This window comes from Streptomyces lydicus (genome assembly GCF_001729485.1).
In the GTDB taxonomy this organism is placed as follows: Bacteria; Actinomycetota; Actinomycetes; order Streptomycetales; family Streptomycetaceae; genus Streptomyces; species Streptomyces lydicus_D.
Window position 1 is genome coordinate 2310194 of sequence record NZ_CP017157.1, and the last position, 12451, is coordinate 2322644.

Sequence of the window (12451 nt, forward strand, 5' to 3'; positions counted from 1 at the left end):
CGGATGTCGGAATACGACGCGCGCGGAAAGGTCAACCGGGCGCTGCTGATCGGTGTCCACGACTACACGACGCTCCGCGGGCTGCCGGCCGTCGAGGACAACCCCGCCGAGCTGCGGCGCGCGCTGACCGCGACCGACCTGTTCACCGCCGACGAGGTCACCGTCTGCCGGCCCGGCGAGCCCTGGGAGCTGAGCCAGGCGCTCACCGCCGCCGCCGACGAGGCACGCGGTCTGCTGCTGGTGCACTTCTCCGGCCACGGCTGGGTCGGCAGCGACGGCGGCGACCTGCGGCTGATGGTCGGCACGTCGGTGCCGCGGCAGAGCCACACCACCGTCTCCTGGCAGGACGCGGTGCTCTCCTGCCTCGACAACACCCGGGCCGAGCGCATCGTGATCGTCCTGGAGTGCTGCTACGCGGGCAACGCCGGCGGCGCCTTCCACTCCCACCGCAAGCCGATGTCGCTGCTGATGGCCGCCCAGCCCAACCGCCGGATCTTCAGCGGGGACGAGCCGGCCGGCGGCACCCTGTTCACCCGTGCCGTGGTGCAGATCCTCGAATGCGGCATCCCGGGCCGGCGCTTCGTCACCTTCGAGGACCTCGTACGGGAGCTGCGGGTGCGGCTCGCCGGCGAGCGGACACCGATGGGCGACGTGTGGGAGCCGCGCTCGGCGAAGCAGAACACCGTCGACGACGTCGTCCTGTCGTTCGCGACCCCCGAGGTGCGGCTGCCGATCCCGCCGCGCATCCGCCTGCGCCGCTGGTTCAACCAGCACCTCAGGCCGAGGCTGCGGCTGCTCCTCGCGCTGTGCGCGGTCCTGGTCCTGGCCGCCGCCGGGCTGACCGCGCTGCGTCTGCTGCGGCCGCTGCCGGCCTGCCCGCCGGCCCTGGAACTGCGGCTGCTCACCGCGCCGGAGGCCGAACCCACCCTGCGGCAGGCCGCGTTCGAGTACGAGATGTCCGAGCTGAACACCCGGCCGTTACCGGGCGAGGGCGACCTGCCCGCCGGCTGCCGGCGCGCCCAGATCACCGTGTACTCCGCCGCCAAGGACCAGATCGACCAGGGCTTCGCGGCCGCCGACCGCTGGCAGGGCGAGGCCAGGGGCACCGGCCAGGGGCAGCCCGGCACGAAGGGCACCGACCCGCTCAACCGGCCGGGACCGCAGCCGGACGTGTGGATCCCCGAGTCCACCGCCGTCTACGAGGAGGCCCGCCGGGGGATGGCGCCGACGGGCTCCCCGGCGGCCCTGTCCGACACCGGCCCGGTCGCCTACAGCCCGCTGGTCGTCGGCATCCCGGCCACGAAACGGCTGGACGACGTGGAGCCGGTGGGCGCCTCCTGGCAGGACCTGCTGACCGGTACCGACAGCGCCCACCGCGACCTCAAACTGCTGCGCCCCAGCCCGGTGCTGTCCGGCACCGGGCTGCTGCACACCATCGGCCTCTACCTCGCCAACGACGGTTCGCACATCGGCACGTCGGGCGCCCCCGACCCGGCGCTCGCCGAGGGCGCCGAGCAGCGGCTCTCCGCCCCGGGCAGCCAGTACGCGGACAGCACCGAACTGCTGTGCTCGCTGCGCCCGTCGAGCGCGGACCCGGGGGCGCCGGCCGGCGGGCAGCGGGACCGGTCGGCGCCGCTGGTCTCCGAGAAGTCGCTCGCCGACTTCAACCTCGGTCACGCCGTCGGCAGTTGCCCGGCGCTGGACGCGCCGCTGCCGCCCGGCGACCGCTACGCCGCGTACTACCCCAGGAACGTCCCGGCGCTCGACCACCCGCTGATCCGGGTGGCCTGGCGCGGTGCCGCGGACGCCACCGCGCGGCGGGCCGCGGTGGACCGCTTCGCCGCGTGGCTGCGCGATCCGCAGGGCGGCCAGCGCACCCTGACCGCGCAGGGCTACCGCGGCGTCCCCGGCAAGGACGGCACGGTGCCCGCGCCCGCGCCGGGCTCCCCGCTGCGCAGCAGCCGCGCCAACGCCGACCTGGACGCGCCGGTCACCCCGTTCACGGCCGGCGCCGACCAGGTCGCCCGGGTACTGGACGGCTACGACAAGGCGCAGCGGTCCAGCCGGCTGCTGATCCTGATGGACACCTCCACCTCGATGGCCGACGGCGGCAAGCTGCCGGTGGCCCTCGGTGCCGCGGGCCGGGCCCTGGAGATGGTCGGCGCCCACCACACGTACGGCCTGTGGACGTTCCCCGACCGGGCGCACCCCGACGACCCGGGGGCGGTGCGCGAAGCCGTCCCGCTGGGCACCGCCGACCCGGCCCCCGGCAAGGCCGCGCTGGACCGCATCGCCAAGGGGGAACTCGTCGACCACGGCGCCGCGATGGAGGAGGCGCTGACCGCCGCCGTACGGGAGATGAAGAAGTCGGCGGGCAGCAACCAGGCGATCGTGCTGATCCTCGACGAGGACGACGGCGGTCCGCGGCGCGCGGCGGGCGTCGAGCAGACCCTCACCGCGCTGCTGAAGAAGAAGCCGCCGGTGCCGGTCCTGACGCTGGTGCTGGGCCGGGCCGGCTGCGACACCTTCACCCTGCAGGGGCTGGCCGGCGCGTCCCGGGGGCAGTGCGTGCCCGGCGGCCCGCAGGCGCCCGACCTGCTGGCCGGGCTGGTCGCGTCCATCGGCACCGCGGGCAAGGGGGACCGGTGAGGACCGCACGCGCCCGCGGGCCGGCCGCCGCGCTGTCCCTGCTGCTGGCGGTGGCCGCCGGCGGCTGCACGGCGGGGCCGGAGCCCGGCCCCGAGAAGGGCCCGATCGTGCTGGCCACCGGCAGCGACCTGAGCAGTACGGGCGTGCGCCAGGACCTGATCCGGGCCTTCGAGAAGCGCACCGGCCGCTCGGTGCGGATCGTCAAGCTGCCGGACACCGCCGACGGGCAGCGCAGTCAGCTGCTGGCGGCCGGCCAGTCCGGCAACAGCGATTACGACGTGCTCAACCTCGACGTGGCCTGGACCGCGGAGTTCGCCGAGGCGGGCGTCATCCGGCCCTGGGGCACGAGCCTGGACGGCGACTTCCTCGACAGCGTGGTCAAGACCGTCTCCTACGGCGGCAAGGTCTGGGGCGTCCCCTTCAACACCGACGCCGGGCTGCTCTACTACCGCAAGGACATCCTCGCCCGGTACGGCCACCACCAGCCGCCGTCGAACTGGGGCGAGGTGAAGAACGTCGCCCGGGAGGTGGCCGGCGCGTACAACCGGGAACTGGCCCGCGGGACGAAGGGCGGCACCGTCCCCGCCGACCGCACGATGTACGGGATGGTCGCCCAGCTGCGGCCGTACGAGGGGCTGACCGTCAACACCCTGGAGGCGGCCTGGGCCAACGGGGGCGACCCGGACGCCACCAGCTTCACCAAGGGCGAGCAGGTCGGCGCCCTCCAGCAGGGCGTCGCCGACGTCAAGGACCGGCTGGACTCGATCATGCCGCACGAGGCGACGACGATGGACGAGACGGAGAGCCGGCGCTGGTTCGCCGACGGCCGCGCGCTGTTCATGCGCAACTGGCCGGTGGAGTACGCCTCGGTCGCCGAGAAGCTCACCCCTGGCAAGCAGTTCGACGTCGCCGAGCTGCCGGCCCGGCCCACCGACGGCAAGCGGATGTCGGTGCTGGGCGGGCAGAACCTGGCGATCTCCGCGGGCAGCAAGCGCCCGGCGGGCGCCCGGGCCCTGATCGAGGCACTGACCGGGCCGGGCAGCGAACGCTGCCTGCTGGAGCGGGGGTTCGCGGCGACCCGCGACTCGGCGTACCGGGACGCGGCGAAGGCGCCGGCCTGTCCGCTGCCGCCGGAGCGCGCCGAGCGGGGGAGCACGGGACAGCGGGCGCCCTGGCCGGGCCGGCAGCCGCCCTACACCCGGACGCTGTACGCGGCGCTGCGGGCGGCCGAACCGCGCCCGCGCAGCGCCCACTACCAGACCTTCAGCAAGGTCGTGCAGATCCGGGTCTCGCAGTACCTGAGCAGCCGTGGCGGTACCGCCATCGCCGACGCGCTGGCCCGGGAGGCCGACGAGGCGCTCAGCGGGCGGGAGGAGGAACAGCCGAGGCGCCCGGAGGGAGCCGGCTGATGCCGTGCCCCTCCGGGCGCCTCGTGCGCGCGGCCGCTGCCGCCCGCTGTCGTCCCGGCCGCGTCAGGCGGCGACGATCAGATAGATGCCGTACGCGACGGCCGCCGCGCACAGGGCGAAGGCGGCCACCGCACCGGCCCGCGCACCGGCACCGGGCGCGGTCGCCACGGCGACCTCGCCCTCCGCGGCCGGCTTGCGGGCCGTACCGACGATGCCGACGGTGAACAGGCCCACGATCCCGACCGTCACCACGAGGCTGACGCCGAAGACCTGACCGAAAGCTGCCCAGTCGATGCTCATGGAGTGTTCCTTAGGAGGTGGGAGCCGCTAGCGGGTGACCGTCGCGGCCTGGGCACGCGGGGCGGGGGAGGCGGTGTCGGCGCCGGCCACGGGGGCCGGTACCTCGTCGAGGGTGTGCGGGGCGTCGCCGGCCGGGGCGGGCTGGCCCGCCGGGGGCGGGGAGACCGTGCGCAGCGCGGCGGTCACCACGCCCGCCGGCTCCGCGGCCGGACCTTCGTTGACGTTGGTGTGGTCGATGGTGTTGCGCCGGGAGGCGGCCCAGATCGCGCCGCAGATGCCGAGCGCGAGGACCGCCACGGCCGTGACGCCCCAGGTGCCCTGCTTGGCGAGGAACGCGGCGCCCGCCGCGACCGCACCGGCGGCCGGCAGGGTCAGGCCCCAGGCGGCGACCATCCGGCCGGCGGTGGACCAGCGCACCACGGCGCCCTTGCGGCCGAGGCCCGAGCCCATCACCGAACCCGAGCAGACCTGGGTGGTGGAGAGCGCGAAGCCGAGGTGCGAGGAGGCCAGGATGGTGGCCGCGGCGCCGGTCTGGGCGGCGAAGCCCTGCGGCGGCTGGATGTCGGTGATGCCCTTGCCCATCGTGCGGATGATCCGCCAGCCGCCCAGGTACGTGCCGAGCGCGATGGCGAGGCCGGCCGAGGCGATGACCCACAGCGGCGGGTCGGCGTGCGGCGCGACCACTCCGCCGGTGATCAGGGCGAGGGTGATGACACCCATCGTCTTCTGGGCGTCGTTGGTGCCGTGGGCGAGGGAGACCAGGGCGGCGGAGGCGATCTGACCGGCGCGGTAGCCCTTGGCGGTGTCGGCCTCGTCGCGGTTGCGGGTCAGCCGGTAGGTGAGCCGGGTCGCGGCCATCGAGGCCAGGCCCGCGACGACCGGGGCGGCCACGGCGGGGATCAGGACCTTCATCACCACGGCGTCACCGTGCACGCCGTGCGTGCCGACGGAGACCAGCGTGGCGCCGATCAGGCCGCCGAACAGTGCGTGGGAGGAGCTGGACGGGAGACCCGCGAGCCAGGTCAGCAGGTTCCAGATGATGGCGCCGACCAGGCCGGCGAAGATCACTTCAGGTCTGACGCCGGCGGTCTCGTCGATGATGCCCCCGGAGATGGTCTTGGCCACCTCCACGGACAGGAACGCCCCGACGAGATTGAGGGCTGCGGACATCGCCACGGCGGTCTTGGGTCGCAAGGCGCCGGTGGAAATGGTGGTGGCCATTGCGTTGGCCGTGTCGTGGAAGCCGTTCGTAAAGTCGAACACCAAGGCCGTGACGATCACGATCCCGATGAGAAGCGTGATGTGTTCCATTCACCCAGGCAATCAGTTCGAAGGTCAGTGTCGATGGGAACGTACGGAGGGCGGGTGAACGGAAAGTGAACTGGGACGGGCGTGATGATGACGCCACCGCAGTGTTCACGCGGAGGTGTATCACACGTCACTTTCGCCTCACCCGTCAGCGAACTCGATGTGCTCTGCCGACGTGCCGTTCCGGCGGCCTCGGCCCCCGGTGACCGGCCCGGTGTCCTGCCCGCCCCGACCTCGGCGGCGTGCATGACAACGCCAGCGACGATAAGGGAATTTCGCGGCACAGTGCCGTAACTACGGCCAATCTCCGCCATCCGGGCGCTATCCCGCCCGCGGCGGATACCGGACCGGCGGGCCTGTGGCGCACCCGTCCCCGGCCTGCTCGTACGGTGGCGCGCACTGCATCCGCACTCGCCGCACCGCGCCGGAGGACCCATGAAGGAGCACCCCGACCAGCTCGCCGCCGCCTGGAGCGAACTGGTCGACACCGCCCGCAGGACCGTCGCCGACGGCCTGGTCGTCGGTACCTCGGGCAACGTCTCACGCCGCCTCAAGGACCTGGTCCTGGTCACCCCCAGCGGCGTCCCCTACGACCGGCTCGGCCCCGGCGACATCACCGCGGTCGACCTGAACGGGGCGCAGATCCTCGGCTCGCTCCGGCCGACCAGCGAACTCCCCCTGCACCTCGCCGTCTACCGCGCCACCCCGGCCACCGCCGTCGTGCACACCCACGCCCCGTACGCCACCGCCGTCTCCACCCTCGTGGCCGAACTCCCGCCCGTGCACTACATGGCCGCGGCGCTCGGCGGCCCCGTACGCGTCGCCCCCTACGCCCTCTACGGCAGCGACGAGCTCGCCGCGCACCTGCTGGAGGCGCTCCGCGACCGCACCGGCGCCCTGCTGCAGAACCACGGCACCGTGGCCTACGGCGACAGCCTCGACCAGGCCCTGGACCGCACCGCCCAGCTGGAGTGGATGTGCCGGGTCTGGCTCACCGCGGTCTCGGTGCCCGGTGGCACCCCCAGCCTGCTGTCGGCGGAGCAGCTGGCGGCGGCCGGCGCCCGGCTCGCGGGTTACGGCCAGCGCGGCGGCCCCGGCAGCTGACCGCCGGCCGGCGCCGTGGCGGCGGCCCCCGGCGGGCGGTGGCCCGTCCGGCCGCCGCCCGCCGGGGGCCGCGCCAAGTGGCCGCACCCGGCGTCGCTGCGCACACTGGTGAGATGCGTCCGGGTACCGCGGCGGCCGTGGTGGCCGCCACCGTGATCGGTGCCGGCGCGGCCGCCGTGGCGGTCGGCCGGTACGCCGGCGACGTTGCCCTGAAACCGTCGTCCGACCGCCCCCTCCCGGGCGACCCGCGCCTGACCGTGCACTCCGTCACCGAGGAGCGCATCGCCCTCACCCGCAGCCTGGCGTCGCTGCGTCCCGGCACCTACGGCCTCACCGGCAGCGGCTGCCACGCGATCGTCGGCGAGGTCGTCCACGGCGCCCCGCACCCCGCGGACGCGGTCGTCCGCCGCCTGGAGCGGGTCACCCGCGGCACCCTCAAGCCGGGACACCGGGTGCGGCTCACCCCGCAGGTGCACCTCGGCAACCCCCGCGACGCCCTCGGCCTGGACTGCGCCGACGTCGACATCCCCGGTGAACTCGGGCCCCTCCCGGCGTGGTTCGTCCCCGCCGTGCGCGACACCTGGGTGATCACCGCACACGGCCTGGGCACCACCCGCGCACACCCCATGGTCCTCATGCCGTTCCTGCACCGCCACCGGCTGCCCGTCCTCGACCTGGCCTACCGCAACGACCCCGGCGCCCCGCGCACCGCCGACGGCATCCACCACCTCGGCGAGACCGAGTGGCGCGACCTGGACGCAGCGATCCGCTACGCGATCCACCACGGCGCCCGCGACATCGTCCTCCACGGCTGGTCCGCCGGTGCCACGATGGCGCTGCGCGCCGCCACCCACTCCGCGCTGCGCGACCGCATCAGCGGCCTGATCCTGGACTCGCCGGTGCTCGACCGGCATGCCACGGTCCGCGCGCTGGCCGCCGCCCGGGGGGTCCCGCGCGCCCTGCTCCCGCTGGCCGTCCGGGCCGCCGAGGGCACCACCGGGATGCCCGTCGACCGGCCCGCGGACGCCGCCGACCCCACCGCCCTGAACGTCCCCACCCTGCTCTTCCACGGCCCCGACGACCTGATCGCCCCCTGGACGGCCTCCCGCTCCTTCGCGGCCCGCCGCCCGGAGCTGATCACGCTGCACGCCGTGCCGCACGCCCCGCACGCCGCCATGTGGAACGCCGACCCCTCCGGCTACGAAGAGGCGCTGCGCCGCTTCCTGACCCCGCTCATGTAGCACCACCGCCCCCGTCCGGGGCCCCGCCGCCCCGATGACGGCCGGGCATCCGGGGGGACAACTCCGGATATCGGGGGCCGGTCGGCGCGGTGCCGCGGCCCTGCCGGATCGCGAGCCGGGTTCCGATTGGGCTTTCGGGCCGTCAGCGGCAACACTGCTCCTGTGACGTCCCGTACTCCGCGCGACTCCCGGCTCCGACTCGTCCCTCGTCAACCGATTGCGGCCGCCCGCCGGGCGGTGACCACCCGGGCCAAGCGGCCGGCGCCCCGCCCGCCCGAGGGCACCCCGCCGCCCGCGGAACTGGCCCGACAGGCCCGCGCCGTGCTGGCCGGCGCGGCCCGGCTCGCCCGCTGGGCCGAGGGCGCCGGCGGCTCCGGCGGCGCGCTGCGCGCCGGCCCGGACGGCGCGCTGCCGACACCCGCCGCGGAACGCGCCGCCCAGGACCTGGGGTTGACACCGCGGCAGGTCCGCACCGACTGGGACCGGGCCCGGCTCGCCGGACTCGTCGAGCTGCACGGCGGCCTCGCCCGCCCCGGCTGGCGGCTGCGCGCCTGGGACCGCGACGACACCGCCGTGCTGCGCGGCTGGGTCGCGCTGTTCGACGCCTGGTCGCTGGCCCGCCCCGCGCCGCCCGGCGCCGGGCCCGCCATCGTCGCGGAGGTCGTCGAGGCACTGCCGCAACTGCTCTCCCTGCTGCACCTGTCGGCCGGCCCGGTCCGGCTGCCGGCGCTGCTGGACATGCTCGACCAGCGCGTCACCGAACTGCGCACGGAACGCTGCGAGGTGCCCTACGGGCAGGACCCGGCGCCCGGCTCCGGCGGCGACGCCGCGGGCCGGACCGCGCAGCCGGCCGACGACGCCGCGGGGGCGTCGCTGGCCGAGCTGCTGGGCTGGGCGCTGGACGCACTGTGCACCGTCGGCGCGCTGATGCCGCCGAAGGACGCGCCGGACGGCTGCTACGACGGCGCCCACGACGCCCTGGAGGCGCAGCTGACGCCGCTCGGCAACTGGTCGGTGTGGGTCAAGCTGGAGCAGATCTGCGTCGCCGCCCAGAGCCCGGCCGGCAACATCGAACAGTCCGCCGAGGCGATGCTGCGCGGCTGCGCCCGGCTCACCCCGGGACCGGCCCGCGCGGAGTACCGCGCCTGGCTCGCCGCCCGGTCCGTCGGCGCGGCCGTCGAGGAACTGCTGGTCGCGGCCCGCGGCGAGGACGCGCTGCTGCGCGGGCTGGCCTTCGAGGCGCTGCGCGCGGTCGGCGCACCGGCCGAGTCGGCCGTACGCGCCGCCGCCGACGAACCGGCCCTGCGCCCGTACGCCCTGCTGTGGCTCTTCGAGCACGAGGGCGGCGACCCGGAGACCGCGCCGGACGTGCTCACCCGCGAGGAGTCGACCTGGCTGTGGGTGGACACCGCGGCGGCCGTCGCCGACCACGGGGAGACCCAGCTGCTGGTGCGTCACCTCGACTCGGCGGTCCAGGGCTCGGTGCCGCGCCTGCTGGAGGAGGTGCGTGCCGTCGGGCACCCGCGCACCGTGCAGGTGCTGGTGGCGCTGGCCGCGGCGCACCCCGATCCGGCGCTGGCCAAGGCCGTGCGCCGCGCGGCCTTCCAGGTCCATACGGGCGGCGTCTGACCGCTCCGCCGGCCGGCGGCGGCCCGGGCCCCGGCTCAGGCTTCGGCGCCGGCCGGCGCGTAGGTGCCGAAGCTCCAGACGTTTCCCTCGGCGTCCCGCGCCATGTAGTCGCGGGAACCGTAGGGCTCGTCGGTGGGCGGCATGAGGATCTCCACGCCGGCCCGCTCGGCCCGCCGGTAGTGCGCGTCGGTGTCCTCGACCCGGACGTAGACACCCACCGGCCCGGCGTCCTCCATCGCCTCGGCGAAGACACCGCCGCGCCCCTTCGAGCCGAGCATCACCGTGCCGTTGCCGTAGGAGAGTTCGGCGTGCAGCACCGTGCCGTCCTCGCTCTCGTACGTGGCGCCGACGTGGAAGCCGAACGCCTTCGTCAGCTGCCGGATGGCGGCGTGTGCGTCCGCGTAGAGCACCGTCGGATACATCGTGGGGGTGCCCGTCCTCGCGCCTGTCATCGTGCTCACGGTCCCTTCGTTCGCCGCGGACCAGCCCTTCTGTGTCCTGGATCACAGTGTGGCACCGGGGTCTGACAACGCCCGTCCCGCAACGGCCGGACGGCCCCGGCCCGGTCGGCCGCGCGCCGCCCGGTGGCGCGGTCCCGCCGCGGCCGAACGGGCGACCCGGCCGCGCCGCACCGCCGTGTCGCCGTCCCGCGCCCCCGCGGGTGCGGGGTCCGCCGCTACGCTCGGCGCCGATCGGCAGTCTCCCGACGAAGGGGACCCGGGTGCGCACACCCCCCACAGCCCCCACAGCCCCCACCCCTTCTTCTGCCCCGCCCCGCCGGCGCGCCGGGCGTCCCGGCCCCCTCGTGCTCCCGCTCGCCGCCGTCCTGCTGGCCCTGCCGCTGGCCGCCGCCCGCGCGGCCGGGCCCGACCCGCACGACGGGCGCCGTACCGTCGCGCCCGGTGCCCTCCCTGGTGGCGCGGGTCACAACGCCCCCGTCGGCCGACCGGAAAAACTCCTTGCACTGGCCCGTTAGACTGCCTCGTATGGCAGTTCTCCTCTGGGTTCATTAGACGGCGCAGACCGCTCTCGGACCGTCCGTCCAATCCGCCGTCTTCCTGCCCTGGAGCATTTTCCGTGATCACCGCTTCCGGCGTCGAGCTGCGTGCCGGCGCCCGCGTACTCATCGAGTCCGCCTCCTTCCGCATCGCCAAGGGCGACCGGATCGGTCTGGTCGGCCGTAACGGCGCCGGCAAGACCACCCTCACCAAGGTGCTGGCCGGTGAGGGCATCCCCGCCGCCGGCACGGTCACCCGCGCCGGCCAGGTCGGCTATCTGCCGCAGGACCCGCGCACCGGCGACCTCGACGTCCTCGCCCGCGACCGCATCCTCTCCGCCCGCGATCTGGACTCCGTGCTGCGCAAGATGCGCGAGAACGAGGACCGGATGGCCAACGGCAAGGGCGCCACCCGCGACAAGGCGATGAAGAAGTACGAGCGCCTGGAGACCGAGTTCCTGACCAAGGGCGGGTACGCCGCCGAGGCGGAGGCCGCGACCATCGCCGCCAGCCTCGGCCTGCCCGACCGCATCCTCGGCCAGCCGCTGCACACCCTCTCCGGTGGTCAGCGCCGCCGCGTCGAGCTGGCCCGGATCCTCTTCTCGGACTCCGACACCCTGCTGCTCGACGAGCCGACCAACCACCTCGACGCCGACTCCATCGTCTGGCTGCGCGACTACCTCAAGACCTACCGCGGCGGCTTCGTCGTCATCTCGCACGACGTCGACCTCGTCGAGACCGTCGTCAACAAGGTCTTCTACCTGGACGCCAACCGCTCCCAGATCGACGTCTACAACATGGGCTGGAAGCTCTACCAGCAGCAGCGCGAGGCGGACGAGAAGCGCCGCAAGCGCGAGCGGGCGAACGCCGAGAAGAAGGCCGCGGCGCTCAACTCGCAGGCCGACAAGATGCGGGCCAAGGCCACCAAGACCGTCGCCGCGCAGAACATGGCCAAGCGCGCCGACAAGCTGCTGGCCGGCCTGGACGCGGTGCGCGCCGCCGACAAGGTCGCCAAGCTGCGTTTCCCGGACCCGGCGCCGTGCGGCAAGACCCCGCTGACCGCGGAGGGCCTGTCGAAGTCCTACGGCTCCCTGGAGATCTTCACCGACGTCGACCTGGCCATCGACAAGGGCTCCCGCGTGGTCATCCTGGGCCTGAACGGCGCGGGCAAGACCACCCTGCTGCGGCTGCTGGCCGGCGTCGAGACGCCGGACACCGGCGACGTCCGCCCCGGCCACGGCCTCAAGCTCGGCTACTACGCCCAGGAGCACGAGACCCTGGACCCGGACCGCACGGTCCTGGAGAACATGCGCTCCGCCGCGCCGGACATGGACCTGGTCGCCGTCCGCAAGGTGCTGGGCTCCTTCCTGTTCTCCGGCGACGACGTCGACAAGCCGGCCGGTGTCCTCTCCGGCGGCGAGAAGACCCGCCTGGCGCTCGCGACGCTGGTCGTCTCCTCCGCGAACGTCCTGCTGCTCGACGAGCCCACCAACAACCTCGACCCGGCCAGCCGCGAGGAGATCCTCGGCGCGCTGCGCACCTTCACCGGCGCGGTGGTCCTGGTGACCCACGACGAGGGCGCCGTGGACGCGCTCCAGCCGGAGCGGATCATCCTGCTCCCCGACGGCGTCGAGGACCTGTGGGGCCAGGACTACGCGGACCTGGTCGCGCTGGCCTGACCCCCGGCGGCGGGCCCGGCGCAGGGCCGCGGGGAGCGCCTCACGGCGGTTGGATCATGCCGTATGGATCATTCGGCCTACCTGTGATCCATCATCTGAGTGAGAACGGCTCGTACACCGGCGAGCCTTCACCGC

10 protein-coding genes are annotated in these 12451 nt (G+C 74.7%); 7 read left to right on the forward strand and 3 right to left on the reverse strand.

Annotated elements, in window-relative coordinates; all coding sequences use genetic code 11:
* Positions 1-3 precede the first annotated feature (3 nt).
* Both SL103_RS37195 and SL103_RS37200 read left to right on the forward strand, forming a co-directional pair.
* Positions 4-2649: a caspase family protein gene (locus SL103_RS37195; protein WP_069568389.1), complete on the forward strand. Its 2646-nt coding sequence runs from the start codon at positions 4-6 to the stop codon at positions 2647-2649.
* The gene (locus SL103_RS37200; RefSeq protein WP_079145667.1) at positions 2646-4058 is read left to right on the forward strand and encodes an extracellular solute-binding protein; all 1413 of its coding nucleotides are present in this window, start codon (positions 2646-2648) and stop codon (positions 4056-4058) included. The genes SL103_RS37195 and SL103_RS37200 overlap by 4 nt, the downstream gene beginning before the upstream one ends.
* Before the next feature lie 63 nt (positions 4059-4121).
* Here SL103_RS37200 and SL103_RS09920 read toward each other — a convergent pair whose 3' ends face one another.
* Both SL103_RS09920 and SL103_RS09925 read right to left on the reverse strand, forming a co-directional pair.
* Positions 4122-4358 (reverse strand): hypothetical protein, encoded by a 237-nt coding sequence (locus SL103_RS09920; RefSeq protein WP_069568391.1) that lies wholly within the window; start codon positions 4356-4358, stop codon positions 4122-4124.
* Between the two features lie 27 nt (positions 4359-4385).
* Positions 4386-5669, reverse strand: coding sequence for an inorganic phosphate transporter (locus SL103_RS09925; RefSeq protein ID WP_069568392.1), 1284 nt, complete (start codon positions 5667-5669; stop codon positions 4386-4388).
* A 432-nt stretch (positions 5670-6101) separates the two neighbouring features.
* Between SL103_RS09925 and SL103_RS09930 the strand changes: the two genes are divergently transcribed.
* The 3 genes from SL103_RS09930 to SL103_RS09940 all read left to right on the forward strand — a co-directional run bounded on the left by SL103_RS09930 (position 6102) and on the right by SL103_RS09940 (position 9640).
* Positions 6102-6770, forward strand: a complete 669-nt coding sequence (locus tag SL103_RS09930) for a class II aldolase/adducin family protein (protein ID WP_069568394.1) — start codon at positions 6102-6104, stop codon at positions 6768-6770.
* 113 nt (positions 6771-6883) lie between these two features.
* Positions 6884-8011, forward strand: coding sequence for an alpha/beta hydrolase (locus tag SL103_RS09935; RefSeq protein WP_069568396.1), 1128 nt, complete (start codon positions 6884-6886; stop codon positions 8009-8011).
* A gap of 162 nt (positions 8012-8173) precedes the next feature.
* Positions 8174-9640 carry a hypothetical protein gene (locus SL103_RS09940; RefSeq protein WP_079145668.1) on the forward strand — a complete coding sequence of 489 codons (1467 nt, stop codon included), beginning with the start codon at positions 8174-8176 and terminating at the stop codon, positions 9638-9640.
* 35 nt (positions 9641-9675) lie between these two features.
* On the opposite strand, the gene SL103_RS09945 is transcribed toward SL103_RS09940, so the two are convergent.
* On the reverse strand, positions 9676-10092 hold the full coding sequence (locus tag SL103_RS09945; RefSeq protein ID WP_069573588.1) for a VOC family protein: 417 nt from the start codon (positions 10090-10092) through the stop codon (positions 9676-9678).
* A 269-nt stretch (positions 10093-10361) separates the two neighbouring features.
* On the opposite strand from SL103_RS09945, the gene SL103_RS37730 reads away from it, so the two are divergent.
* Positions 10362-10616 (forward strand): hypothetical protein, encoded by a 255-nt coding sequence (locus SL103_RS37730; protein ID WP_164492779.1) that lies wholly within the window; start codon positions 10362-10364, stop codon positions 10614-10616.
* Positions 10617-10717: 101 nt separating this feature from the next.
* On the forward strand, positions 10718-12316 hold the full coding sequence (locus SL103_RS09950; RefSeq protein WP_069568400.1) for an ABC-F family ATP-binding cassette domain-containing protein: 1599 nt from the start codon (positions 10718-10720) through the stop codon (positions 12314-12316).
* Positions 12317-12451: the final 135 nt, after the last annotated feature.